The sequence below is a fragment of the Chloroflexus sp. genome, assembly GCF_034432675.1.
GTDB lineage: Bacteria > Chloroflexota > Chloroflexia > Chloroflexales > Chloroflexaceae > Chloroflexus.
The window spans coordinates 1-25,253 of record NZ_DAOUBI010000139.1 but is presented as its reverse complement, the minus strand read 5'-3'; the positions used below and the strand labels follow the sequence as shown (position 1 = coordinate 25,253).

21 protein-coding genes are annotated in these 25,253 nt (G+C 53.8%); 12 read left to right on the top strand and 9 right to left on the bottom strand.

Annotation, left to right across the window (positions count from 1 at the left end; all coding sequences use genetic code 11):
- Nucleotides 1-270: 270 nt before the first annotated feature.
- The 3 genes from secA to VAE55_RS10255 form a co-directional block, all read right to left on the bottom strand.
- The gene (secA, locus tag VAE55_RS10265) at nt 271-3,258 is read right to left on the bottom strand and encodes a preprotein translocase subunit SecA (RefSeq protein ID WP_322815691.1); all 2,988 of its coding nucleotides are present in this window, start codon (nt 3,256-3,258) and stop codon (nt 271-273) included.
- Between the two features lie 82 nt (nt 3,259-3,340).
- Nucleotides 3,341-5,566: an HD domain-containing phosphohydrolase gene (locus tag VAE55_RS10260; protein WP_322815690.1), complete on the bottom strand. Its 2,226-nt coding sequence runs from the start codon at nt 5,564-5,566 to the stop codon at nt 3,341-3,343.
- Nucleotides 5,532-6,602 carry a sensor histidine kinase gene (locus tag VAE55_RS10255; RefSeq protein WP_322815689.1) on the bottom strand — a complete coding sequence of 357 codons (1,071 nt, stop codon included), beginning with the start codon at nt 6,600-6,602 and terminating at the stop codon, nt 5,532-5,534. Before VAE55_RS10255 ends, VAE55_RS10260 begins: the two co-directional genes overlap by 35 nt.
- 342 nt (nt 6,603-6,944) lie before the next feature.
- Between VAE55_RS10255 and VAE55_RS10250 the strand changes: the two genes are divergently transcribed.
- Nucleotides 6,945-7,559 (top strand): hypothetical protein, encoded by a 615-nt coding sequence (locus VAE55_RS10250; protein ID WP_322815688.1) that lies wholly within the window; start codon nt 6,945-6,947, stop codon nt 7,557-7,559.
- Between the two features lie 136 nt (nt 7,560-7,695).
- Here the strand turns inward: VAE55_RS10250 and VAE55_RS10245 are convergent, their stop codons facing one another.
- Nucleotides 7,696-9,318, bottom strand: a complete 1,623-nt coding sequence (locus VAE55_RS10245) for an McrB family protein (protein WP_322815687.1) — start codon at nt 9,316-9,318, stop codon at nt 7,696-7,698.
- Entirely contained in the window at nt 9,318-9,968 is a 651-nt protein-coding gene (locus VAE55_RS10240) for a hypothetical protein (RefSeq protein WP_322815686.1), read from the bottom strand. Before VAE55_RS10240 ends, VAE55_RS10245 begins: the two co-directional genes overlap by 1 nt.
- Nucleotides 9,969-10,092: 124 nt before the next feature.
- Here VAE55_RS10240 and dnaX point away from each other — a divergent pair, with 124 nt between their 5' ends.
- The 4 genes from dnaX (at nt 10,093) to VAE55_RS10220 (ending at nt 13,667) form a co-directional block, all read left to right on the top strand.
- Entirely contained in the window at nt 10,093-11,889 is a 1,797-nt protein-coding gene (dnaX, locus tag VAE55_RS10235) for a DNA polymerase III subunit gamma/tau (RefSeq protein ID WP_322815685.1), read from the top strand.
- A 135-nt stretch (nt 11,890-12,024) separates the two neighbouring features.
- Nucleotides 12,025-12,327 (top strand): YbaB/EbfC family nucleoid-associated protein, encoded by a 303-nt coding sequence (locus VAE55_RS10230; protein WP_012256425.1) that lies wholly within the window; start codon nt 12,025-12,027, stop codon nt 12,325-12,327.
- A 78-nt stretch (nt 12,328-12,405) separates the two neighbouring features.
- Complete coding sequence (gene recR, locus VAE55_RS10225; RefSeq protein WP_322815684.1) at nt 12,406-13,020, top strand: recombination mediator RecR; 615 nt, start codon at nt 12,406-12,408, stop codon at nt 13,018-13,020.
- Between the two features lie 275 nt (nt 13,021-13,295).
- Nucleotides 13,296-13,667, top strand: coding sequence for a hypothetical protein (locus tag VAE55_RS10220; RefSeq protein WP_322815683.1), 372 nt, complete (start codon nt 13,296-13,298; stop codon nt 13,665-13,667).
- On the opposite strand, the gene VAE55_RS10215 is transcribed toward VAE55_RS10220, so the two are convergent.
- Genes VAE55_RS10215 through VAE55_RS10200 form a run of 4 tightly spaced genes read right to left on the bottom strand, consistent with a single transcriptional unit; the run spans nt 13,662 to nt 17,323 of the window.
- Nucleotides 13,662-14,090, bottom strand: coding sequence for a DUF3037 domain-containing protein (locus VAE55_RS10215; protein ID WP_322815682.1), 429 nt, complete (start codon nt 14,088-14,090; stop codon nt 13,662-13,664). The genes VAE55_RS10220 and VAE55_RS10215 overlap by 6 nt on opposite strands.
- Nucleotides 14,071-14,847: a HipA family kinase gene (locus VAE55_RS10210; RefSeq protein ID WP_322815681.1), complete on the bottom strand. Its 777-nt coding sequence runs from the start codon at nt 14,845-14,847 to the stop codon at nt 14,071-14,073. The genes VAE55_RS10215 and VAE55_RS10210 overlap by 20 nt, the downstream gene beginning before the upstream one ends.
- Nucleotides 14,847-16,598: an alpha-amylase family glycosyl hydrolase gene (locus VAE55_RS10205; protein WP_322815680.1), complete on the bottom strand. Its 1,752-nt coding sequence runs from the start codon at nt 16,596-16,598 to the stop codon at nt 14,847-14,849. Before VAE55_RS10205 ends, VAE55_RS10210 begins: the two co-directional genes overlap by 1 nt.
- A gap of 38 nt (nt 16,599-16,636) precedes the next feature.
- Nucleotides 16,637-17,323 (bottom strand): uracil-DNA glycosylase, encoded by a 687-nt coding sequence (locus VAE55_RS10200; RefSeq protein ID WP_322815679.1) that lies wholly within the window; start codon nt 17,321-17,323, stop codon nt 16,637-16,639.
- 236 nt (nt 17,324-17,559) lie between these two features.
- Here VAE55_RS10200 and VAE55_RS10195 point away from each other — a divergent pair, with 236 nt between their 5' ends.
- The 7 genes from VAE55_RS10195 (at nt 17,560) to VAE55_RS10165 (ending at nt 24,940) form a co-directional block, all read left to right on the top strand.
- Nucleotides 17,560-18,444 carry an alpha/beta hydrolase gene (locus tag VAE55_RS10195; protein ID WP_322815678.1) on the top strand — a complete coding sequence of 295 codons (885 nt, stop codon included), beginning with the start codon at nt 17,560-17,562 and terminating at the stop codon, nt 18,442-18,444.
- A gap of 267 nt (nt 18,445-18,711) precedes the next feature.
- Nucleotides 18,712-19,755, top strand: coding sequence for a Flp pilus assembly protein CpaB (cpaB, locus tag VAE55_RS10190; RefSeq protein ID WP_322815677.1), 1,044 nt, complete (start codon nt 18,712-18,714; stop codon nt 19,753-19,755).
- A gap of 132 nt (nt 19,756-19,887) precedes the next feature.
- Nucleotides 19,888-21,138: an AAA family ATPase gene (locus VAE55_RS10185; protein ID WP_322815676.1), complete on the top strand. Its 1,251-nt coding sequence runs from the start codon at nt 19,888-19,890 to the stop codon at nt 21,136-21,138.
- Between the two features lie 54 nt (nt 21,139-21,192).
- Nucleotides 21,193-22,590 carry a CpaF family protein gene (locus tag VAE55_RS10180; RefSeq protein WP_322815675.1) on the top strand — a complete coding sequence of 466 codons (1,398 nt, stop codon included), beginning with the start codon at nt 21,193-21,195 and terminating at the stop codon, nt 22,588-22,590.
- Nucleotides 22,591-22,632: 42 nt separating this feature from the next.
- The gene (locus tag VAE55_RS10175; RefSeq protein ID WP_322815674.1) at nt 22,633-23,631 is read left to right on the top strand and encodes a type II secretion system F family protein; all 999 of its coding nucleotides are present in this window, start codon (nt 22,633-22,635) and stop codon (nt 23,629-23,631) included.
- Between the two features lie 9 nt (nt 23,632-23,640).
- Nucleotides 23,641-24,576, top strand: coding sequence for a type II secretion system F family protein (locus VAE55_RS10170; protein ID WP_322815673.1), 936 nt, complete (start codon nt 23,641-23,643; stop codon nt 24,574-24,576).
- Nucleotides 24,577-24,583: 7 nt separating this feature from the next.
- Nucleotides 24,584-24,940: a DUF192 domain-containing protein gene (locus VAE55_RS10165; RefSeq protein ID WP_416181188.1), complete on the top strand. Its 357-nt coding sequence runs from the start codon at nt 24,584-24,586 to the stop codon at nt 24,938-24,940.
- Nucleotides 24,941-25,253 lie beyond the last annotated feature (313 nt).

The window sequence follows — 25,253 nt, the reverse complement described above, 5'->3', positions numbered from 1 at the left end:
CATTCGCATGACCAGCCGGGTCAACGACCTGACACGTGCCAGATCGCGAGCACGGCTGGCGCGGCAGCATGGCTGCCGCACGCCAAACGTCGCGACACGCGCATGATGAGCGGGCAAGGCAACTAATCCAGCGCATGATGGCACCGGAGATGGTTATTAGAGTGCGCCAGTACAGCGTTTTATGAAATAAGTTCTACATAAAAACCTTGCCGGGTAGATCGTCTTCGTCTACCCGGCAACCAGATCCGCCTGAATTGTTCGATCAGGCTCTTAACGCTTCTTCCCACGTGGTACCGATGATGCCTGGCGGCCACGAGGTGTGGTTTGAGTCGGTGGTAATTTCCCGCTGTTCATTGCCGCCTGAATCTTAGCCGCTTCTTCGGCAACGGCTATCTGGGTCGCAGGTGTCGATTTCAACGCTTTCGATGCAGGCGGTGCCGAAGGCTGAGCATTCAGCAAACTGGCCAGTTCGTGTTCACGCCCTAGGTGGCAGTGCTTGAATTTTTTACCGCTGCCACACGGGCACAGCTCGTTACGCCCAATTTGCGGTGTACTGCGGCGCTGCGGTTTGCGCACCACTTCGCCGTTACCGTCACTGCTGACCGTTTGCGCAGTAGCCAGGCGTCGCGCCTGTTCTTCGGCGATTTGGCGCAGGTAAGCTTCGTATTGGAAGGTCGCCGGGATGATGTTGTAGACGATGTCGCGCGCAATATTCTGCTTCAGCTCATCGAACATACGGAATGATTCGCGCTTGAACTCGACCAGGGGGTCGCGCTGGGCATACGCCTGGAGCAGAATATTTTGCCGCAACTCGTCCATCGCCGTGAGGTAATCTACCCACTGACGGTCAATGGCGCCGAGCATCACCCGTCGTTCAATGGTGCGCATCAGTTCAGAGGTAACAGCCCGCTCTCGTTCGGCATAGGTTGTTTCGAGATGATCGAGCAGATACTGTTCAATCTCCTCTTTGGTTTTGCCTTGTAACGTTTCGGCAGTGACCGAGGCAGGTAAGGTTGAGTTGATCCGTCGATACACACGCAACAAATTGGTGAGGTCTTCCTCGTTAAAGCCATCGATCAGATGTTCATCAATCTGCCGTTGAATCTCTTCCGCCATCAGATCAAGCACACGCTCCCGCATATCGACTTCATCGAGAATCGCTTTGCGATCGGCGTAGATGATCTGACGCTGCTTATTCATCACGTCGTCGAATTCGACGGTGTGCTTACGGACATCAAAGTTGTAACCTTCGACACGAGTTTGCGCACCCTCGATGGTACGGTCGAGCAGGCCGGCTTGCAGCGGAACATCTGAGTCAACGAAACGCTCCATCAGTCCTTTGATCCGATCCACAGGCCCGAACCGACGCAGCAATTCATCTTCGAGCGAGAGGAAGAACCGCGAAGAACCGGGATCACCCTGTCGACCGGCACGTCCGCGCAACTGATTATCGATACGGCGTGCTTCATGACGTTCGGTACCAATGACATGCAGGCCCCCCAGGCGACGTACCTCCTCGCCTTCAGCTTCTGTCTGTGCCCGCGCCTTTTCCCATGCCGCCCGCTTTTGTTCAGGAGTAGCCGTTTCGATGGTGAGACCCTCTTTACGCAGAAACTCTTCCAGCAGGCCATCAGGATTACCACCAAGCAGAATGTCGGTTCCACGACCGGCCATATTCGTAGCTACGGTTACCGCACCCTTGCGCCCGGCCTGCGCAATGATCGCCGCCTCACGTTCGTGGTGTTTGGCATTGAGTACGTTGTGGGGAATCCCGGCCTGCTTGAGCATCGCACTGACCCGTTCCGAGGTCTCTACCGAGGTGGTACCGATCAGGACGGGTCGCCCGATAGCGTGCATCTCTTGCACTTCGCGCAATACCGCGTTGAATTTTGCTTCTTCAGTGGCATAGATTTGATCAGGCAGATCCTCGCGGATCATTGGCTTGTGGGTTGGAATAACCACCACCTCAAGATTGTAAATCTTGGCAAACTCTTCCCGCTCGGTGTAGGCTGTACCGGTCATACCGGCCAGCTTCTTATACATGCGGAAGTAGTTCTGAAAGGTGATCGTGGCTAGGGTTACATTTTCGTTCTTGATGGCTACGCCTTCCTTGGCTTCAACCGCCTGATGTAATCCATCACTCCAACGCCGCCCCGGCATGGCCCGTCCGGTGAATTCATCAATAATCACCACTTCCCCATTTGGGGTCACCATGTAATCGCGATCGCGCTGGTAGATAAACTGGGCTTTGAGCGCGTTCTCGACGTAGTGCGTCTTTTCGTAGTGTTCAGGATCGAAGAGGCTCTCGCCGGGAGGAATGCGCAGCAGGCGTTCGAGCTTCTCGATCCCTTTTTCACTCAGGTAGATGCTCTTTGTGCGTTCATCAACGAAGAAGTCGCCGTCCGGCTCCAGCCCCTCTTCTTTGACCTGCTTGGCCGTCACCGATGAACGGCGCAAGTGCCGCACGAGTTGCGCCATCTGACGGTAGAGATCGGATGATTTCTGCGCCGGGCCGGAAATGATCAGTGGGGTGCGCGCCTCATCGATCAAGATGTTGTCCACCTCGTCAACAATCGCATAGTGTAGTTCGCGCTGGACGAGTTGCGACTTTTCGTAAGCCATATTGTCGCGTAGATAGTCGAAACCAAACTCATTATTCGTCCCGTAGGTGATGTCGGCCGAATAGGCTTCGCGCCGAGTACAGGGCCGCCAGTGAACGAGACGTTGGTCTTCGGGGTTGGCATTGGGATCGATATAATCGGGATCGTACAACGCACTCTGGTCGTGGGCAATAAAGCCTACAGTAAGGCCAAGGAAGTGATAAATTGGCCCCATCCAGCCGGCACCGACTTTCGCCAGATAATCATTGACCGTCACCAGATGAACACCTTTGCCCTCCAGTGCATTCAGGTAGATTGGTAGTGTTGCGACCAGCGTTTTACCTTCACCGGTCTTCATCTCGGCAATCTTGCCTTGATGCAGCACAATGCCACCGATCAGTTGCACATCGTAATGGCGTAATCCAATCGTGCGATGAGCAGCTTCGCGCACTGTGGCAAAGGCTTCGGGCAAAATATCATCAAGCGTCTCGCCGTCGGCCAGACGCTGGCGAAATTCATCGGTTTTTGCGCACAGTTCTGCATCACTCAGTGCGGCAAACTCAGGTCCCAGCCGGTTAATCTCTTCAACAATCGGTTGCAACCGGCGCAGCTCTTTCTCGTTGCTGTCGCCGAGCAAACGCCGGAGAAAGTTCATCATAGATACACCTCATGACAGGTAGTCTGTCCTACCTGGTACCAGCCACAATAATCGCTTTCCCCATGTGGTCAGCGATACTCACTCACTTCATTATAGCATTGCTGTCTGTTTCGGTGATGATCTGTTCAAAAACATCAACCACGTGTGGATCAAAGTGGCGTCCGGCCTGCTCACGAATATAGGCCAGTGCCCGTTCACGCGACCAGGCTGCTCGATAGGGGCGGTCGCTGGTCAGTGCATCATAGACATCAACCACCGCAAAGATGCGGGCTGCCAGTGGAATTTCTTCGCCACGCAGACCACGTGGATAGCCGGTACCGTCCCACTTTTCATGGTGGCACCACGGAATATCGAGTGCATGAGCCAGAAAGGCAATCGGACGCAGTAACTCCACGGCCAGAGTTGGATGGGTGCGCATAATCGCCCACTCTTGCTCGTTGAGTGGGCCGGGTTTGAGCAAAATCGCATCAGGAATGCCCATCTTGCCAATATCGTGCAAGAGCGCTCCACGGCGCACATGCAACAGTTCTTCTTCACTAAAACTCATACGAGCGGCGATGCGTACCGTTAACTCTGTTACCCGGCGGGAATGCCCTTCTGTCTCACGGTCGCGCAGATCAAGCGCACGTGACCAGCCTTCAATTGTCTCATCATACGCAGCGCGTAATTCAGCGTTGACCGCCCGCAGTTGCTCGAAGAGATCGGTACGGTAAAGTGCATTGGCCGCCAGTTCGGCAATATCGCGCAGGAGATCGGTCTCAAACGAATTAAGTGGCGTAGCACGGCTGATCAGCAGGGCTCCAATTGTTTGGTTGGCGGCGTTGAGCTGGACACCAACCGCGATCTTCATTGTGGTCTGCACTATATCGGTAACATCTATCGGTCCATCGCTCCGTGCCAGCCGTTCGGCCAGTGCAGCCAGTATGGTCGGTTGCGAAGCGAGCTTGCCCAGACAGTTGTACGCCAGCTCGATGGTGAGGGTTGATCCCTGTGGTCGTAGTAGCGCAATACTATCGGCCTGCATCACTTCTCGCACTTGATCGAGTAAAATCGGCGTTAACTCCGTCCACAATTGCGCAGGGCGCAGGGCTGTGCCGATGTTGGCCAGAATAATACGCCGTTGTTCTTGGGCAACTTGCTCGGAAATATCCTGCTTGATAGCGATAAAACGACGAATCACGCCATGTTCATCGGTGACCGGTGTAATGGTCATCTCTTCGTGGTAGAGGCTGCCATCTTTGCGGCGATTGATAATTCGCCCTCGCCAGGGCTGCCCAGAGAGGATTTGATTCCAGAGTGCGCTATAAAATTCGTTGTCATGTTTGCCCGAACGCAGGATCCTGGTGGAATGACCAATCACTTCGCCAACCTCATAACCGGTGAGGGTGGTAAAGGCAGGGTTGGCCCACTCGATCATACCGTTCCGATCCGTGATCACTATCGTGTTTGCAGCATCATTCAACGCCTGGGCCTGCAATTGCAGTTGATAATGTTGTTGATGGATCTGGGCACGGTAATACGCATTTTCAATCGCTACCGCCAAATGGTTACGGAAACCTTCACTTTTGATAATGTAATCTGCTGCGCCGAGGCGTAGTGCCTGCAAAGGAAACTCTTCGTTGCCCGGTTGTGCTAGCACCAGTATAGGCTGCTCAAGGTGACGAAACTGAATCAATTCCTTCACCAGATCGAGCATTATCAGATTGGGTTGCGTACAATCGATCAAAATAACATCGCCGACCGCCTGGTGATGATCGAGATAGTGAAGAAATGCTCGCCAGCCATGGACGAGTGTGCAATGGAGATGCGGCGCCGAACGTTGAAGATGTTGGAGCGTCGCTTCGCTATCTGTTGTCGTCAGGGCGATGAATGACACCTGAATGGTTTGACTACGGCGAGCCTGTTGCGAATGGAAGCGCTGACAGGCTTGCTCAACAATCGCACCGATCCGATCAAGGTAATCGTCGCGCTTGATGACGTAGTCATCGGCACCGGCTTTGAGCGCACTAATAACCATGTGGTCGCTGCCGCCACCGGTAAGAATCACAACCGCAAGTGGCAAATCACGTGCGCGAATGAGTGCAAGCAGATCAAGTCCATCACCGTCACGAAGATGCAGGTCAAGCACTACTTCAGCGTAAGGCGTGGCAGCAGGCGATAATGTTTGCAGATGTTCGTAGGCTGTCCGGTATGATGAAATGTGCGTGATGGCAATTTCTGGATAGTAAAACTGTACTGCGCGCTTGAACAGATCGGCGTCGAAAGGATTATCTTCAATGAGCAGCAGATGGTTCGGATAAGCCAACATATGGGATCTCCAGGTAGAAGACGGCACCGATACCGGGACTGCCTTCGGCCCATACCCGCCCACCCATGCGTTCAACGGCTTTACGCACTATCGCCAGTCCAACCCCTGAACCCGGGTAGGTCTCCTGTGCATGTAAACGCTGAAAAATGGTAAAAATGCGCTCGTGATCACGCATGTCAAAACCAATTCCATTATCTTTGACCCACAATCGCACTATCTCACCGTGGAGGTCACTCCCGATGACCAAGTGTGGTTGGGGAACATGGGCACTGAATTTAATGGCGTTATCGATCAGGTTGCGCAAGGCAAGCGCCAGACCGGTGGCATCGGCATACAGGTGGTTGCAGCGCAAGTCACGCTCAATCACAATATGGTGCTCAAGAATCTGATCCGCGTAATAGCCCAGCAGCTCATCAATCAGGCCGGGCAAATCAATGACGCTGTAGTGCAGTGTTTTTCGCTCAACGTGAGTATATTCCAGTAGATCATCGATCAGTTGGTTCATCTGCGCTACTGCTGTCCGAATGCTGTGCAGACACTGCTGCCCATCCTCGTCGAGGCGCTGGATGTGGAAGCGGAGGAGAAGCTGACTATACCCGTCAATAACCCGTAGTGGCGCTTTCAGATCATGCGAGATGGTTGCTGTGAAGGTTTCCAGTTCCTGATTAAGTTCACTTAATGCCTGATTGGTCATCTGTAAGGGTGCTGTACGCTCTATGATGCGCTGTTCGAGCGAGGCATTTAACTCTTGCAAGGCAGCATTCGCTGCCCGAAGTTCATCGTTGATCCGCTGCTGGTGTCTCATCGTTCGCCAACGCTCAATCCCTAGCCAGCCGGCCATTAGCAGCACGAAGAACCAGCCTTTGATCGTTTGCCAGTTCGTCAATTCGTCTATATTCACGATAAGAGCGGCCAGCAACCGATCCGAGAAGAGTACCCACGAACCGGCAATCAGCAGGTACCAACCGGCCAGACGAATTGCGCTCGCTATTGGTTCGTTGGTGCGCCAAAAATGGCGAATTGATGCAAACGACATATCTCTATCCCAGAGAGCGTATGCAATGTGAATACATCGTGGAGTCATCTGACGGGGATGTGCTCTTGTACGAGCTACTTTTCTTATCATATCACACTAAAATTGATTATGCTATGCTACAATCGCCGACGTAGATCACCGTCGTAGTTGGCATAGCTGTTTATCTGTCCGGGGAACCCGTTATGCGTGTTGTCTGATGCGGTAAGATAGTAATGGTTCGTAGCACAACATATATACCGAAAAAGACGAGTGCAGTACTCGCAATGTATCGATACATACAGTGGCCGAAGAAAGGCGGCCTTCCGAGCGTGCAGGTGCAGCAGGTTCGGTAAATCAGGCGACATGGCAAAAGCAGGAGTGCTATACGTTGGCACCGACAATGGTCTTTACATCTTCAGCGATCCAGGCGGTACGGGACGCTGGCGGCTGTTGCCTGATGTTGCGCTGGCCAATGAGCAGATTATCGGCCTGGTAGCAGCCGACTCGCAGAGCTTGGTGGTGGCAACCAAACAGGCGTTTCAACGTAGCGATGATGGTGGTCGGCAGTGGCAAGAAGCCGATGCTGAAGATCGCATGTTGTTCAATTTTCTGAATAGTCAGCGGGTGCCGGTAGCCACAGTGCAGGGTATGGGGGTGTGGCGTTATTCAGAACCGCCACTGTCCGATTGTTCGCTGCTGGCTGTGCTCTCCGGCAAGCAAGAGGTGCTGCTGGCGGTAACCGCTGATGGAAAGCGCATGCTACGCAGTGATGATGGTGGCAAAACCTGGCATGATGTGTCGGTGACGTTTCAGGGGCGGCTGAGTGCCTTCGCTCCGAGTAGCTATCATATTGATGTGGTTTGGGCCGGAACCGACACAGGTCAAATTTTGCGCAGCGATGATCGGGGCCGCTCGTGGCAACATGTTGGCAATGTGCCCCATGCGGTGCGCTGTCTGGCTGCCGTGCGTGTGGCGTAAGCTTGTCGGTTCTTTGGCCGATACAGTGTTATGGTAATCACTAGAAGTAGCACAGGCCGCGGCCTGTGCTACTCCAGTCGTTCTGGCCTTCCCTCACTGCTGTCGTTCCACTCACCGATTACGGATTCTGGTTTTCCTAATATCCATAAAAGTCGGTGTATCCCTCCCGCTCAAGGCGAGCCATCATCTGGGCCAGACGCTCGGCACTTCGCGAGAGGCGCCCTGCGCAAATCGCATGTAAGCTGTTGAGTGCCTGACGGAAGCGCGGGGAGTCCTCACCGCGCAAGCGTGGTAGCAGGCGCTGCAGAATCTGGAGATCGAGTGCTTCTAAGGGGTTCATGTCTGTTGCCTGCCCAACGAAGCCAAGTATCTCGCGCAAGGCGCGGTAACCTGCCGGCTTTCCGGCAGCAGTCAGGTGGTGCTGGATGTCGCTCAATATCTGCCAGACCTGATCGTTTGCTATCGGATACTGTGAGCGAAAGGCAGCCATATCGACCGTTCTTAATTCGATTAAGTTGGCGCGGTCGAGCACTTTATCACTCAGCGCAAACGTGCTTTCATCGACATTGATTGTTCCGATCAGGCGTAGATTGATTGGTAAGCGGATGGGGTTTCGTACCACACCACCACCGGCTAATGGCGTCTCCGTCAGGGGTGTGCCCAGATCGATCAATCCCTCTACCGCCTCCATTGCTGACAGGATTGGTGCCAGATAGTATTCGGGCCGTGCCAGGTTCATCTCATCGAGGCAGACAATGTAGGTTTGATCCGGATCAGCAGCCGCTTCCAAGAGAAAGTTTAAGAATGGCGTAGGCTGGTAGAGGCCGGTCAGTGAGTTGTAGTAGCCGAGGAGATCGCGGGCACTATGCCAGTCGGGTTGTACTGCAACCAGCAGATAACAGGGGTTCGGCTGCCCTTCACCAACGCCAGTCAGGGCATCGGCGTAGAGACGTGTCAGCCAGGTCTTGCCGCTCCCGCTCGGCCCGGCCAGGATGACCAGCGGTCGGACCTGTACTGCAAGATGAAAAGCGTGCAGTGTACGTTCGTCAATAATCATACCGCGCCGCTTAATCGACATAACGATCTGCGCTACTGATGGCGCACCTGTCAGATAACGGGCTGGTGTTTCACGTAAGGTATTTGTCGTTGCCAGATCAATTTCGGCTTGCTCCATCAGCGCTTCATTGAGCGGTAGCAGTGCACAAATGTCGTCGATCAGACGTTCTGCTGTCGGGAGCGCATTCCAGTCGTAGATGAACCCTGCCCACAGGTAGTGTGCTCGACTGTTGAGATAATGGTCGATCCAGCGCATCCCTGTCATCGGCAGGCGGCGACCGGCAAAACGAGCCTGACCCTCGTGTTCGATTCGATCAATCAGTGCCTCCCACACCGGACGCGCCTGACTCCAGAGGTGGGCAAGTTGTGGCCGGCGTACACCCCACAATTGTAACCCAACAGTGACGGTACGCTCGATTCCGCTGACCGTGAGCATGATACCGGCCCCACGTGGCGGTCGGTCAAAAGCAAACCAGTAGTCGGTGATGGGATCGCGCCGACCACCACCGCGATCAATAGCCCGCCGTGATTTAAAACTCAATTCGTACAGCGGCCATTGTTGTGGCAAGAGCGCCGCCGCACGCTCTGCGGCGCGATTGGCCAGTACCAGCATCTCAGGGTGTAACAGGCGTTGCACAACCTGCCAGCGTTCAGAAACGCCGGGTTGTAACAATGCATGCAATGCAGCAGAAGAGAACGGCATCAGGCAGTTAGTGGGCGTAAGTAGAGCTGCGGATCAAGCCCTGATTCATTTTGACCGGCATGGAAGACGATTGTGAGCCGTGGCAACATCTCGCGTAATTCAATAGCCAGAGCAATTGCAGCCTCCTCAACCAGATCACGGTCAAGGCGGAGGATCGGAAACTGGCGGGTAACGGTCAGTTGTGCCAGGACTGGTTCCTGATTGACGCTGTACTGTATCGTAGCGTTGATATCGAGATTTTGCTCGATGTCGGGTTGGTCGGCGAAGAGATCAATCACCTTCTTTGCCAGGGCTGATGCATCTGCTGTCGCTTGCTCGGCATGACTCAGCGGTAAGTGGTAGGTAAGCTCAAATCCCAGCAGGTTCGTCATCTCAACCGGTTGACCAACCACTTGATTGAAGGTGTCGATCATCGCCTGACCGTGCAAGGGGATGACGGTGAGTTCTGCCGACCATTGCAGGCTAATCACTGCCCGTAAGGGCAGCCGTACCCAGGGGCCACGTTTATCCATGTTTGGCGGGAAGCACGTAACGTGCAGGCTTCGCCCCAACGTGTGTGTGTCTATTAACTCTTGGGTATGAACAATATTGATCTGTTGGCGCTCAAGCTCTTCGATCAGAATTGAGATAAGTTGCTCATAGGTGAGCATAAAAGCCCTCTGTAGCAGATCGACAATACCTGTATCTCGATTATACCACTCTCGGCGCGGAAGTGGGGTACCTCCTCTGGTATAATACGAGATGCTGTGCGAGTCAAGATCATCGGAAAGCGTAATGGCGGTTCAGTCGCTCTATCGAAAATGGCGTTCACAGACCTTTGCTGAGCTGGTCGGGCAGGAGCATGTTGTGCAGACGCTCCGCAATGCGATTGCCGAAGATCGGGTTGGCCATGCCTACCTGTTTACCGGCCCCCGTGGTGTTGGGAAGACGACTATGGCTCGCCTGCTTGCTAAAGCTGTGAATTGTCTTAACCCCGATCCCACCGCTCGACCGTGCGGCGTGTGCGAGATGTGTGCTGCCATTGCTGAAGGGCGTGCAGTTGATGTGATCGAGATGGATGCCGCTTCCCACACCAGTGTGGAAGATGCGCGCGAGATTATCGAGCGGGTGCAGTTTCGACCAGCCTCAGCTCGCATGAAGGTCTACATTATCGATGAGACCCACATGCTCTCGACAGCAGCGTTCAATGCCTTGCTGAAAACGCTGGAAGAGCCACCCGATCACGCCCTCTTTATCCTTGCAACCACTGAAGTTCATAAGGTTCCCGCCACGATTCTGTCGCGCTGCCAGCGCTTTACCTTCGTTCGCCATAGTGTTTCGGCAATGGCCGCTCATCTCCACCGGATTGCAGCGGCAGAAGGAATTGTGCTGGCCGATGGTGTGCCTGAAGCAATTGCTCGCGCTGCTACCGGTAGTATGCGTGATGCGCTCGGTATTCTCGAGCAACTGGCTTCGTTTGTCGAAGGCCCGATCACGCTACCACAGGTGCAAAGCCTGCTTGGGATGACGGCGGCGGCTGAAGTTGATGCGTTGATCACGGCTCTTGTCAATCACGATCTGACAGCAGCGCTGCGCGCAGTGCATGGGGTTGCCAATCAGGGGGCTGATGTGCGTCAGTTTACCCGTGATCTGGTGGAACGTCTGCGCGCAGTGATGGTGCTGAAGGCGACCGGTGATCGCACACTGCTTGATTTGAGCGATGACGAAGTGGCGCTCTTGGGGCAATGGGTGCAGCAGGCCGATATGGCTGCGTTGGTGCATTGGGTGAAGCTGTTTAGCAATCTCGATGCACAGTTACGTACAACACCCTACGGTCAGTTACCGCTCGAAGTGGCAGTCGTTGAAGCGTTGCTGGCGCCATCACCGGTTGCGCAGCCTGCCTCTTCATCTGCGTCACGTTCCGCTTCATTGGCAGGACGTACCCCTACCAGCCGTCCCAGTGCTGCTGTACCGGCAATCGTTCCGCAAACCGAACCCGTTCGCGCCCCGGCACATTCCGAACCAGTGCCGCCCAGCGTTGTTGCGCCGCCGCCACCTCCAGTACCCGAACCGGTATCTGTATCCGGTAGTGAACTACCGTCGGATGCTACACCTGTCTCCGATCCACCACCGCCACCGCCAGAGGCATGGGCAGCGACCCGCCAGATGCGTCCGCCTGCCGATCCTGCTGTTGCTCGTGCTGCAGATGCTGATATGTCGGTGCTTGAACAGCTTGAGGCGATCTGGGAAGATTTCAAGCGTGATGTTCGTCCGCGCAGTCCGACGGTGCAGGCGTTGCTCAATAGTGCGCGTCCGTATGATGTCGAAGGCAATACTATCGTGCTGCTGGTGACATCCTCGTTCCATAAAGAACGCCTGGAAGAACCGAAGAATCGGTCGCTTCTCGAAGATTTATTGCGCCGTCGTTTGGGGAAGACCTACGCGGTACGCTGTACCATCGAGGAAAAATCGGTTGAACCCACCGATCTGCGTGGGAAAATTCGCGAAGCTCGTAAAGATGAACTGGTTCGTGCTGCATTGAATATCTTCGATGCCCATATTGTAGATATTGAACCGCTCGATCCTGAATAATGTTTGCGGGACAACTGTACAATTGTGTAGCAGTGTGGTACTCTACCCATATCTACGCTCACATGTCTTCGCCGGCTTCACGTGTTCTGGTACAGGCAATTGCAATATTAAGGTGAATAGAAGGGAGTCTGTCTGATGAATCAGCGTCAGCTCATGCAAATGGCTCAACAGATGCAACGCCAGATGCAGAAGGTGCAGGAAGAACTGGCTGCCACCATTGTCGAAGGTACGGCTGGTGGTGGTGCGATCACGGTCAAAATGAACGGTCACCGCGAAGTGCAATCGATCACGATTTCGCCAGAGGTTGTCGATCCTGATGATGTTGAGATGTTGCAGGATCTGTTGTTAGTTGCGATCAATGACGCCTCGCGCAAAGCGCAGCAGTTGGCCGAAGAGCGTATGCAGCCGTTGACCGGTGGCCTCAAGGGGCTGTTCTAAACCAGCATTGTTGTCCTGATGATGGGGGAATGTGTCGGCGTTGCGCATTGTCACCGACAAATCTGTGGTGGAGATGCTATGACCGTTCGCACGGATCAATTGATTGCTGCACCGGTGGCTCGTCTGATCGAGGAATTTGCTAAACTGCCCGGTATCGGCCCAAAGACGGCGTCACGCCTGACCTTTTATCTCTTACGGGCTGAACCAAAACAGGCGCAGGCGCTGGCGCAAGCTATTCTCGATGTGAAAGAACAGGTTGGCTACTGCCGACGCTGTTTTAACATCACCGTGGGTGAGCTGTGTGCAGTTTGTCTCGATCCGTCGCGCGATCAAACCAAAATCTGTGTGGTTGAAGAGCCGCTCGATGTGCTGGCTATCGAGCGCACCGGTGCCTACCGCGGTCTGTATCATGTCCTCCACGGCCACATTGCTCCGCTCGAAGGTATCTATCGCGAAGATCTCAAGATTGAAGAGCTACTCGCACGGGTTCGCTCCGAACCTGTTCAGGAAGTGATCCTTGCCACAAACCCCAATACCGAGGGTGAGGCCACCGCCTTTCTGCTGCTTCGCGACCTCGCACCTCTTGGTGTACGGGTGACCCGGCCAGCACGGGGGTTGCCGACCGGTGGCGATCTCGAATGGGCCGATCCGGAAACGCTTGGCTCTGCCTTTGAAGGACGACGTGAGTTATAAGCTGGTGTCTGGGTTAATATTGCGTTCAAATGTTTACCCTTCCTCCCCCCAGCGGGGGGAGGCCAGGAGGGGGACTTTCCTCCCCCCCAGCGGGGTAGGCCAGGAGAGGGGCCTTCCTCCCCCCAGCGGGGAAATCCCAGGCGCATATTTCCTCCCCCCGTTGGAGGGAGGTGAGAAGGGGGGCTTTCCTCCCCCCCAGCGGGGGTAGGCCAGGAGGGGGGCCTATGGTAATCAAAACACTCTTCCCACTAGCCTGTTAATTGTAATAAACCTGTATGAATGTCGATACCATTTTGAATGAAGCTATTACCGGCGTGAAAGGCGCACAGTTCGCTGGCATCATCGGTACCGATGGTCTAAGTGTGGCAATCGCCTACCATCCAGGTGCTGCCGAACTCGACTTCGATATCGAACTGGCCGAACTTGAACTAGCCGATTTAGCCTCGCGGGCAGCGGCAGCGGCTGATCGGATCGGGGTTGGTTATGTGCGCGATCTGGTTCTCGAAACCGACGCGCTCTTGATGCTGGCTTCGCAAATTATTCCCGGCTACTACGGTATCCTTGGGGTGCTGAGCGAAACTGCAAATCTGGGTAAGGCCCGCTTTGCCCTCCAGGCAATGATCGAGCGGATACGGGTTGAGTTATAAAGCGCCTGCCTCATGAGCGCGTTCGTTAATCGCCTGACCCGGCAAGACGACCATCTGCTGAAAGATATGGTCGAGCATCACCTGCGGAGCATCGCACAAGCCGCAGTGCACTGCTGACGGCTGGATCATTGTACTGCGCGTTGCCGTCAGCCAGCGAAAGCGCTCGTAAATCGGCAATTCGCCAATCGGCCCGGCTCCAGCACCACCGGCACACACCATTTCAAACGCCGCCAGTTGCTCGCGCACCGGCGCCAGGTCGAGATCAGGCCAGAGAGCGGCAATCCGTGCCTCGTTGAGATGAATCCGTATCCCCAAAAAGCGATGTTGCCGACACAACAACACCACCCCAATGTTGATCTGCTCACCACGCTCTACCCGTGGCACCAGGCGCAGTAATGCATATTCAAAGGCGCTCGTGGACATCGATAGCCTCCTGTACGAATGCGCGCGGTGCAGCGAGTCGTAGACTCAGATATTCAACATAGGCTGCACGGTGGTCTTCTACTGAGGAAAACCGCTGGTCAATAAGCCATTCATCGGGGACGTTCGCCACAATGCGCCAGAGCAGATCTGTGTTGATATGATCTGCCAGTTCACGGTCGGCTGCTTCCAGATCGCTGGCCGCTGCTATCAACACATGATCGCGAATCTGGCTGAAGGGTTTACGAGCGTGATTCTGGTAATCATTCCAGGTGTAATGAATGTACAGCGCTGCACCATGGTCGATCAAGAAGAGCCGGCGGTGCCACCAGAGGAGATTGGTGTTGCGGGGCGTGCGATCAACATTGGTGATGAAGGCATCAAACCAGACGATAAGTGACGCCAGTTTACGGTCAAGTGCACGGACAGATGTCGGATCAAATGCCAGCGCACCGGGCAGGAAATCAACGGCTAGATTCAATCCGGCGCTGGCTGTAATCAGGTCTTGAATCTCACCATCCGGTTCGTTGCGCCCCAACGCCGGATCAACTTCAATCAACACCAGCTCTGGAACGGGCAGGCCAAGCGCACGCGCCAGTTCACCACAGATCAGCTCGGCAACCAACACCTTTGGCCCCTGTCCTGCCCCGCGAAACTTTACGACGTACAGTCCATCATCATCGGCTTCGACAATCGCCGGTAATGAACCGCCTTCACGCAACGGTGTGACATAACGAGTTGCAGTTACTTTTCGTAACATTAGCGCTCCAACCTGAAAATGTATCCGGTTTGAGCCGGTATTTCGATCCCCGGTTGATACTCCACGATACGCCCGTCGGCGATGGTAAGTGGCACTGGCGGTGCCGGTGGCGTGCCGAAGAGTGCGGTCACCTGGTAGGTGCCTGCCGGCAGGTCGCTCTCACCTGATGATAGTGTAAACGGTAGCGTGGGTACTTTGTCAAAATTAATCACCACCAAGACCATGTCTTCACCACTGCGCCTGATGTACGCGGCGACACTGGCACCGTTAGCAGTTAACGGCCAGAAATCACCGGTCGCCAGTGCCGGTGTATTCACGTGGAGATGAATTAACTGCCGGTAGGTGTTGAGCAGCGATTCGGTATCCTGGTCTTGTAACATCACATTCTTGACCGGGTAATCGCTCTGCGGCTGCTGCCAGGGAATACCGGCTGAGAATCCGCCAAACTCCTCCTTTGTCCACTGCATTGGGGTGCGAATACGCTCATCCGGTTTCACCCCCAGCATGCCGATCTCTTCACCATAATAGATGAAGGGCAGTCCTGGCATGGTCAGCAGAGCCAGCGCAGCCAGTTTTGCCTTCGCCACGTCATCACCCAACACCGACATCACGCGGTTCTGGTCGTGATTGGTCAGGAAGGGTGCCCAGCGTTGATAGGGTAGTTTTGTGTAGGCATCCTGCACCGCCTGCATAAACAATCGCGATAGACCGGTGTTGGCCGCACCGCGAATCTGATTGGCGACTTCAAACTCGAAATAGTAATCGAGCTGGTCAGGATAGTACGCTGCCAGCGTGCGCGGGTTGCCGTTGAAGACTTCGCCGATCGTAAAGGTTCCGGGTAGTTCGCGGTCGAGAAAACGTCGAAACTCGCGCAACCATTCAAAGGTCTCGACGGTGTCTTCCTGGAGAGTGTAATATTCGATCAGATGCTTGATCGCGTCGAGACGGAAGCCGGCAACCCCCATCTCTTCAACCCAAAAACGAGCAATCTTATAGGCTTCGGCAGTGACCGCCGGGTTGCGATAGTTGAGATCGGGCATTCCACCCCAGAACACGCCGTAATAATATTCATCACGAATGGGTGATTTGTGCCAGACCACATTGTTGCCGAATGGGCCACGATAGCCAGGGTCAATCGCCGACCACAAATACCAGTCGCGGTACGGTGAGTTGGGATCGCGCAATGCCTCTTGAAACCACGGGTGTTGGGTACTGGTATGGTTCAGTACCAGATCGATGATAATGTTAATCCCGCGCCGTTCTGCTTCGGCAACTAGACGCTTGAAATCCTCATTAGTGCCGTAGTCGCGTTCGACCGTGTAATAGTCAATCGTATCGTAGCCGTGATAGCTGGCTGCCTCGGCGACCGGCATCAGCCAGATGCAATTGATACCCAGATCGGTTGTCGTGTTGGGATCGCCATCATTGAGATAGTCTAGTTTGGCGATAATGCCGTTAAGATCACCGTTGCCGTCACCATCGCTATCGTAAAAAGAGCGCACGAAAATTTCATAACAGACGGCCCCGTCCCACCAGCCGGCTTCTAGCGGAAAAGGGGTGGCCGTGGGGCCGGGCGTTATACGTGGTGGCAAGGTTGGCAAACGCGGATCACGGGTTGGCGTTGGCGGACGCGAGTTTGTCGGGGTGCCGGCTATCGTGGGCAATGCAGCAGGTGCAGTTGGCCCGCCTGTTGGTGCACCACAGGCCACAAGTACGCTGATGGTAAGCAGAGTAAAGATTATTCGATGCATAGGGAACCGTTTTTTTGTCAATTAATGCGTTTCCTGCATTATACCGGATTCTGCGCAGGTGTTGACTTATCGGTCTGCGTAAACAGACGACGTAACCCTGCGGCAAAGATCTGCGCCCCACCCTGGGCCGGATGGCGGACTGCAGCATGGACAATACCGAAGCGAGAGAGTGCCTGATCGGCGATGCACCCCATCGCTACCACCGGACAGCGCGGAAAAAGCAGGCAAAACCGCAACAGGAAGGGAAGGCCAAGCATCACTTCACGTTGACGCGGGGTGCGATTGCTCTGAGGTTGGCCAGGTCGGTGAGGATGAAGCGGAAACGCATTCCAACCCACTGCAAACCAATTCAGCGCTTGTAGCTCACGATACACAATGGTCGCCGTTTGCTCCCGCGAGATGCGCCCATCGGTTGTTGCCAGGGCAAACCCACGAGTGCTTCCAAACTGACCCAGTGGCTCAATTCCGTCTAACAGAATCTGTTCACTGGTAAAAGGCACACCGGTGCGACGAGCACCATTGTAACCGGGTGCCTCGCCAATCAGCAATAGATCAGGGCCGCGTTCTAACGCCAGCGTAAGTGCCAGAACCAGATTGTTTCGCCGAATAGCATTGCCGTGCGCCTCCTGCTCATCGCTAGCCTGATAGGCATACATATTCACAGTGTGAGGCGGGGCTTCCATTGCGGCCAGATCATTGACAAGGTTGTGAATCACTGATGACATATCGTTTCGTGTCGCGATAAATGGCTTGACGTTTGCTCATACGTTCATACAGAAAGCACTCTTGCGATTATTTCCCTATGTATATAGTGCCCGTAGTCACAATCGTTAGACTATCGGGTATTCGTTATGTGGATGCCATACATCATCATACAACTGTTCAACGCTGGATGAGACAAATATCAATTCCTGTAACTGTCTGGGATTATAGTGGATTTTGCAAACAGAGGAGGTTTGTCATGGCAACATCTTCAACACTCTGGGAAATTGGAAGTCCACTCGGCCCGGTTGCATTTCGGGTTTACGGACAAGGGCGCCCTCTGATGTTTATCCACGGCTGGGGCGCTTCCAGCCGTTACTGGCAGGCGGCACCGGTATTCTTACCCAACCGGCGTCTGATAGCAATTGATCTTCCCGGTTGTGGATCGTCACCGGCACCACTCGAACCGGTTACCCTGGAATCGTCTGCGCGGGCGGTGCTGGCAGTGGCCGATGCTCTGGATATTGATCGATTTGCATTAGTGGGCCATTCTCTTGGCGCCGCAGTGGCGCTTGCTGTCGCTGGTCTGGCCGGTGCACGGGTAGAGCGTCTCGGCCTGGTGAGTTTTGGGATTGGCGCTAACCTGTACGAGGATGCACTGGTCACGCTGGCCGGCGCACAGTGGCAGGTGGCTGCGGCTTACTGGCGGCCATGGCTGGTATGGTGGCGTCCCTGGTGGGAATATACCTCTACCTGGCGACAGGCGCTCTGGGCATTGCCACCAACGCCGGAGCTTCTGGCACGGCCGCTGGTGCGACAGCCTCTTGACCGTTCCTTGCTAGCGCAAGGAATTGCCGATCTGGCGGTAATGGATCCCCTGGTATCTATCGAGACTGCAGCCATCATGGGCCATCCCCGTCTGAAACGACTATTGCAACTTCCATTACCGCCGGTTGTTCTGATTAGTGGCAGTGACGATCCGGTCTTTCCCCCGGTCAATGTCGAGATGCTCAGTCGGGTTTTACCGGATGTACAGGTGGTCTTCATTCCCAATTGTGGTCACGTACCTATGGTTGAGGAGCCGGCAGCCTGTTATCAGACAATTGCTCGCTTTCTGGATGGAGAAAACGACTATTTGTCGTAAGGTTACTAAAATAGTGTGAATTATCAAGCGCAGTATTGTTCTCTGGACATAGACTGTGAGGCTAGTCTTACTGAAGGTACTAAAAGTATCATGCAATCTGTGTGAATTCGCTGACCGACTAGAAACTTAATAGCCATTCAGTACCATGCCGCGTGAAGTACTAAAGTAAGGTGTTACATTCCTGCCACCTCTTGCTTGCGTATGCTATAATGGCAACGCAATGCGCGGAGTCACCTGACTTCGCTCCGAACAGGAAGGTTGCCTTCTATGCGACGTGGCGCATTATTGTTTCTACTGATCGGACTTATCGTCATTATCGGTGGATTGGCGGCTTTCTTGCTGTTACGCGGCGGGGCTGCAACATCCACCACCTCGCAAACACCCGAAGTACCTCCACCGCCGACAGCAGTGCCATTGGTGTCAGTCGTTCAGGCCCGTGTCGATCTCGAGGCCAATACCCTATTGAATGATCCTTCTTTGCTTGATGTTGTTGAAGTACCGGTAACCGAATTTGACGAAGCAAACGAATTTAGCAACATTAATGATATTTTGGGCAAACTGTTGATCAATCCGGTTGTAGCTGGACAATCGATCCGGAAAGATAATATTCGTCAAGCTGGTCTAGCGCAGCGTATACCTACTGCCGAACCAGGTCAACCACAGGTAAAAGCCTACCCGCTCATTGTTAATAGTCTTTCGGGTGTAGCAGACCAGGTTGCCATCAATGACTTTGTTGACGTGATTGCTACCTTTTCGGTTGAACGCCAGATTATCCGTCCCGGCCCGGTGCAGGTTATTACCGTGAATGACGTCGACCAGCTTGTACGGGAGTACCAGTACGGCGAAAATCAGACCTTCTTCTCCACCAAGACGATTATTCAGCGTGCTCAGGTCTTGCAAATTGTGCGCCCGGCGTTACCGGCTTCTACAGAGGGAGAACAACCCGCTACCGAGACCATCCCACCACCTGCTTCGTCGAGTTTACCACAAGTCGATGCAGCAGGGCAGCCGATTATCAGTGTTACTGAAGGTGGGACTGAAACCAGCACGTTAACCGAGGGGATATGGGTTGTAGTTCTGGCCTTGACCGATCAAGAAATTGAGCTACTTGAGTTTGCGTTGCAGTCACAAGCCCGCATTGTGCTTGCGCTACGTGGGGCAAACGACGACGCTATTGAGTCGACCAGTGGTGTCACCCTCGATCTGTTGGTGCGCGAGTACGGTCTGCCCCTGCCGCGTCCCTTGCCACCACGGGTTTACGGTGAAGACGAGGTCTTTGTACCCGAACCAACCCCAACTCCGCTGCCATAACCTATTCCATGAGCAGCAGCTCTGAGGTACAATGACATCGTAACATTGCTATCAATAGTCATAAACTGTCTTGATCGTTAGCCACAACTCACGTCCGTTTTTGAACGACGAGGCCATCTGAGGAGCTAGAGCATGAGCGAAAGCGATAAGATTCGAGTAATGATCGTTGATGACGTGATCGATACTCGCGATCAGCTCGAAAAGCTACTATTCTTTGAGAAGGATATTGAAGTCGTTGCCAAAGCAAGCAACGGGCGTGAAGCAATTGCGCTTGCTCGCCAGCATCGTCCACAGGTTATCTTGATGGACATTAATATGCCCGATATGGATGGGATCGCGGCTACAGAAGCGATTCTAACCAATGATCCGGGTATACAAGTCATTATCATGAGCGTGCAGGGCGAAACCGATTATATTCGGCGAGCAATGCTGGCGGGCGCCCGCGAGTTTCTGATTAAGCCGATCAGTGCCGATGATCTTTACCGGTCGATCCGCCATGTGGCCCGGCTGGCAATGACCCGACCGATAGCTCCGGTTGGTGCCCCTGGTGGACAAGTGCCTGGTGCTCAACCCACGGTTGACGGCCAGATCTTTGCCGTATTTAGTCCGAAAGGTGGGGTTGGGGTCTCATCGATTGCGGCTAATCTGGCCGTAGCCATTCGCCAGCAAACCAATAAAAAGGTGGCGCTTGTTGATGGGAATGTGATCTTTGGTGATCTCAGCGTCCTGCTGAATCTACGCACCGATAAGACAATTCTCGATGTTGCATCACGGATCGAGGGGCTTGATCGCGATCTGTTGAATGACGTGATGGCTACCCATCCCACGCAGGTTAAGGTGTTGCTTGCACCTCCTGATCCGCAGCGTGGCGAATTAGTCTCCGCCGATCACATCCGTGCCATTCTCGAAGCTATCCGCCAGGAGTTCGACTACGTTATCGTCGATACACCGGCTTCATTTCAGGATCGCTCACTGGCAGCCCTCGATCTAGCGCAGCGGGTAATTACGCTCATGACACTTGAGATGCACTGTATCCGTAATGTCAAGCTCTTCCTTGAGGTGGCTGACCTGCTCGGATATCCAAACGATAAGGTTATGCTGGTGCTCAACAAAGCGACTAATCGTACCGGGATTCGTGCCGAAGATGTTGAAAAGCACCTTCAGCGTAAGCTGGCGTTGCAGATTGGTGATGCAGCTCAGGAGATGACTCTCTCGATTAATCAGGGAACACCATTTGTACTGGCAAAGCCAAATCATCAGGTTGCAAAAGACATCATGAACCTGGCGCGTGAATTGGTAGCCAAGGCGAGTAAAGAGGCAGTAGCGAAAGAGAGTTCAAAGCAGCGCAGTGGCTTATTCAGTAATCTGATTCCCCGGCGATAAACAATACCGAATTCTGGCTGATACGCTGCTTTACTACTGAGAAAGGTGAGCGCAATGTCGTTGTTGAAGCGAATTGGTGGTGGTGTTCCCGCAACAACCGAACCGGCTGTGCCCCGAACTCCAGCCCGACCAGAAGCAACCGGCCGCTTACAACCGTCGGTTGGTGGCTTTGGTACCGATGAAACGTTTCGCGAGTTGCGCTCGCGGGTGCAGGATCGTTTGATTAACGAATTGAATCCTCAGATTGATTTGAGTAACCCGGCAAAGGTGCGTAAACAGGTTGAGGAGATTTTCAATGCGATCCTCGACAGCGAAAGTATTGTCCTTTCGCGCACCGAACGCCAGCGTCTGTTTGAGAGTATCACTGCCGATATTATCGGCCTTGGCCCAATCGAACCACTGCTGGCCGATGAAGATGTCAGCGAAATTATGGTCAACGGCCCGAAACAGGTGTATATCGAGAAGAAGGGTAAGTTGATCAAAACCGATATTACCTTCACCGATGATGATCACGTCATGCGGATTATCGACCGCATTGTCGCGCCGCTTGGTCGTCGGGTCGATGAGTCGTCACCGATGGTCGATGCCCGCCTAAAGGATGGCTCACGCGTTAATGTTGTCATTCGGCCGCTGGCACTCAATGGGCCAACCATTACCATTCGCAAGTTCCGCAAGGATAAACTGACCGTGCAGGATCTGGTGCGCTTTGGCTCGATGTCGCAAGATATGGCCGATTTCCTGGCAGCTTGTGTTCAGGCCCGTTTGAATATTGTCGTTGCCGGTGGTACTGGCTCAGGGAAAACCACCTTGCTGAACGTACTCTCGTCGTTTATCCCTGAAGATGAACGGATTATCACTGTGGAAAATGCCGCTGAATTGCAGTTACGCCAGGATCATGTGGTGACGCTTGAGTCGCGGCCACCAAATGTGGAAGGAAAGGGCGAGGTGACAATCCGTGATCTGGTTATTAACTGTCTACGTATGCGACCAGAACGGATTATTGTTGGTGAGTGTCGTGGCGGCGAGACACTCGATATGTTGCAGGCAATGAATACCGGTCACGATGGTTCAATGACGACCATTCACGCCAATACGCCACGCGATGCAGTGAGCCGTATTGAAACGATGTGTTTGATGGCCGGTATGGACTTGCCGGCACGGGCGATTCGTGAGCAGATTGCTTCGGCAATTCATGTCTTCGTCCAGCAGTCGCGCTTGAAAGATGGTTCACGCAAAGTCACCCAGATCACCGAAGTCGCTGGAATGGAAGGTGATGTGGTTGTTTTGCAGGATATCTTTGTCTTTGAGCAAACCGGTATCGATGAAAAAGGGAAGATTGTTGGTCAGTTGCGCCCAACCGGGGTTCGACCACGTTTTCTCGAAAAGTTCGAGTCGCTCAACATCTTTCTGCCGCCGACCATTTTTGGCTCGTCGGAACGTTTCAGTTTCTAACTACCGCGACGATTGGCGGCGTGAGAAGGAGGTGCCGCAGGTATGGATCAATTGCTCTCGCCTGAGATGATGCCGGCGGTGTTGGGTTTCCTGGGGTTGATACTGTTGCTATTGGTAGTTGCTGTCGTTGTGTTAATGCGCCAGTCAGCAACTGTGGATGTGGCACAGCGCCTGGAAACGTTTGCTGGCGGTAAAGCCCAGGAACACTCACATGAGCCGATTGCACGTCAGGCTATTGAACGGATCGATGCTGTCGTTGCGAAGAGTAAGCAGGGTAGTTCCATCCAACGCGAACTGGCTCGTGCTGATTTGAAGCTGACGGTAGCGGAGTTTATTGGTTTGAAGCTCGGCGCTGCTTTGCTTGGCGTGGTGTTTGGTTTCATTTTAGGGCGCGCAGATCCTCTGGCCCAGATCGGAGCGGCTACTATCATGGCCATTGTGTTCTCGTTTCTGCCGAATATCTATGTCAACGTGCGTGCGGCTCAGCGGATCAAGGCCTTCAACAATCAGTTAGGTGACGTCATCACCATGATGGCGAATGCGTTACGCGGTGGGTACAGCTTCTTGCAAACCCTCGATATGGTTTCACGCGAAGCGCCACCACCGGCTGCAACTGAATTTCGCCGTGTTGTCCAGGAAGTTGGTCTTGGTCGCTCAACGGAAGAGGCGTTACAGAATCTTTTGCGTCGCATGCCATCTGATGACCTCGATCTCTTGATTACCGCAGTAACTATTCAGATGGAGGTCGGTGGTAATCTGGCCCAAATCCTTGATACTATCGGTCATACCATCCGTGAACGAGTGCGGATCAAGGGTGAGATTTCAACGCTTACTGCGCAGGGGCGCATCTCATCGTGGATCATTACTGGTTTGCCGATTGGTCTGGCAATGTTTATCACAGTTGTAAACCCTAGCTACATGGCACCACTCTTTACGTTTGGTTTGCCACCTGATGCATGGTGTTGTATGCCGGTAGCATCACTGTTTATGATTGCAATGGGCTACTTTGCCATCCAAAAGATTATCGATATCGAAGTGTGAGGTGCGGCGATGATGGATTTGTTGATCGTAGCCGGGATTATAGTTGTAGGAGCGTCACTGATCATCGTTGCCGTCAGACAGATGAATCAGTCGCGAGCGATTAGTGAGCGCCTCGATCAGTATACCGATATTTCACTTTCGCTCGAAGAGCTTGAATTGCAGCAGCCGTTCCGTGAACGTGTCTTGGTTCCTTTATTTCGCTCGCTGCTGAACACACTTGGTCGCTTTGGACTGAAACAGAATCAAGAGCGCTTGCGGATCAATCTTCAGTTGGCCGGTAACCCCGGTAATATCTCGCCCAGTATGTTTATCGGGCTACGCATGGCGCTGGCGATTGTCTTGTTTGTGGTTATTGGCTTGCTGGTTTTTGGACGATTGCCATTCATGCAGGCTTTGATGGGTGCTCTGATCGCTGCGATGATTGGTTATATTCTGCCCGGCATCTGGCTCGACCGCAAGATCAAGGAGCGCAAAAAGAATATCCTGAAGGCATTGCCTGACGCGCTGGATTTGCTCTGTATCAGTGTTGAAGCCGGCCTGGCGTTCGACCTCGCGCTTCAGCGCGTTGCCCAAAAATGGGATAATGAGTTGTCGCGTGAATTTCAGCGCGTTCTGCAGGATATTCGTCTCGGTCGTACTCGTCGCGAAGCCCTGCGTGATCTGGTCACCCGCACCGGTGTTGAAGATGTCCAGACCTTCGTCTCGGCTGTGATTCAGGCTGACCAACTGGGCGTGTCGATGTCGAAGATTTTGCGCATTCAATCGGATCAGTTGCGCATCCGCCGTCGCCAGCGTGCTGAAGAGGCAGCTCAGAAGGCACCAGTGAAGATGCTGATTCCAATGGTGTTCCTGATTTTCCCCGCATTGTTTGTGGTGATTTTGGGACCGGCAGTACCGCGGATCATGCAGGCACTTGGTGTGATGAATAGGGGGATGGGAAATTAAGACTCGTATGGTAAAGGTTGTGAATCAGACCCGACGCGCCATTCTTGCCGGTCAGTGTGAGGTGGCGCGCTCGTTTTTTGCTCGTGGTCGCGGTCTGCTTGGCCGCCGATCATTGCCGGTCGGTGGTGGCCTGTTGATTGAACCGTGTAGTAGCATTCATATGCTGTTTATGCGGTTTGCTATCGATGCGATCTTTGTTGATCGGAACGGTACCGTTGTGGCACTGTATCCCGATTTACCGCCATGGCGCCTCTATGCCGGTCATCGCCAGGCTCGCTATGTGCTGGAATTGCCGGTGGGTGTGATTGCGGTAACTAACACGGCAGTTGGCGATCAGATTGTGGTTCAAGAGCTACAAGAATAACACTGTTGCCTCAGCGATCAACAAGTGCCACGGTAACACCCCGGTGTGCAGTACAGGCCTCTGCTTGTATTCCATCAGCTCACACGTATTAGTTACAGATAATTACATCAAATCTGGTAAGATACGGTGCCTGGCACGCGATCTAGAACTTATTTCATAAAAGCTGTACTGTCGTGCTACCCGACCATTGCACAGGTGCATGAACGTTTGTCAATGACTAATGATAGTCTATCCTACGCCCAGGCTGTCGGTATGAACGCGAGGCGGGCTGATGACCATCGCCGGTGCCCTCGCTCGTTGGATGGGGTGCCTT

Coding starts and splice junctions, on each gene's coding strand:
- secA (WP_322815691.1), bottom strand. CDS start 3,258: ATGATGAACTTTCTCCGGCGTTTGCTCGGCGACAGCAACGAGAAAGAG.
- VAE55_RS10260 (WP_322815690.1), bottom strand. CDS start 5,566: ATGTTGGCTTATCCGAACCATCTGCTGCTCATTGAAGATAATCCTTTC.
- VAE55_RS10255 (WP_322815689.1), bottom strand. CDS start 6,602: ATGTCGTTTGCATCAATTCGCCATTTTTGGCGCACCAACGAACCAATA.
- VAE55_RS10250 (WP_322815688.1), top strand. CDS start 6,945: ATGGCAAAAGCAGGAGTGCTATACGTTGGCACCGACAATGGTCTTTAC.
- VAE55_RS10245 (WP_322815687.1), bottom strand. CDS start 9,318: ATGCCGTTCTCTTCTGCTGCATTGCATGCATTGTTACAACCCGGCGTT.
- VAE55_RS10240 (WP_322815686.1), bottom strand. CDS start 9,968: ATGCTCACCTATGAGCAACTTATCTCAATTCTGATCGAAGAGCTTGAG.
- dnaX (WP_322815685.1), top strand. CDS start 10,093: ATGGCGGTTCAGTCGCTCTATCGAAAATGGCGTTCACAGACCTTTGCT.
- VAE55_RS10230 (WP_012256425.1), top strand. CDS start 12,025: ATGAATCAGCGTCAGCTCATGCAAATGGCTCAACAGATGCAACGCCAG.
- recR (WP_322815684.1), top strand. CDS start 12,406: ATGACCGTTCGCACGGATCAATTGATTGCTGCACCGGTGGCTCGTCTG.
- VAE55_RS10220 (WP_322815683.1), top strand. CDS start 13,296: ATGAATGTCGATACCATTTTGAATGAAGCTATTACCGGCGTGAAAGGC.
- VAE55_RS10215 (WP_322815682.1), bottom strand. CDS start 14,090: ATGTCCACGAGCGCCTTTGAATATGCATTACTGCGCCTGGTGCCACGG.
- VAE55_RS10210 (WP_322815681.1), bottom strand. CDS start 14,847: ATGTTACGAAAAGTAACTGCAACTCGTTATGTCACACCGTTGCGTGAA.
- VAE55_RS10205 (WP_322815680.1), bottom strand. CDS start 16,598: ATGCATCGAATAATCTTTACTCTGCTTACCATCAGCGTACTTGTGGCC.
- VAE55_RS10200 (WP_322815679.1), bottom strand. CDS start 17,323: ATGTCATCAGTGATTCACAACCTTGTCAATGATCTGGCCGCAATGGAA.
- VAE55_RS10195 (WP_322815678.1), top strand. CDS start 17,560: ATGGCAACATCTTCAACACTCTGGGAAATTGGAAGTCCACTCGGCCCG.
- cpaB (WP_322815677.1), top strand. CDS start 18,712: ATGCGACGTGGCGCATTATTGTTTCTACTGATCGGACTTATCGTCATT.
- VAE55_RS10185 (WP_322815676.1), top strand. CDS start 19,888: ATGAGCGAAAGCGATAAGATTCGAGTAATGATCGTTGATGACGTGATC.
- VAE55_RS10180 (WP_322815675.1), top strand. CDS start 21,193: ATGTCGTTGTTGAAGCGAATTGGTGGTGGTGTTCCCGCAACAACCGAA.
- VAE55_RS10175 (WP_322815674.1), top strand. CDS start 22,633: ATGGATCAATTGCTCTCGCCTGAGATGATGCCGGCGGTGTTGGGTTTC.
- VAE55_RS10170 (WP_322815673.1), top strand. CDS start 23,641: ATGATGGATTTGTTGATCGTAGCCGGGATTATAGTTGTAGGAGCGTCA.
- VAE55_RS10165 (WP_416181188.1), top strand. CDS start 24,584: ATGGTAAAGGTTGTGAATCAGACCCGACGCGCCATTCTTGCCGGTCAG.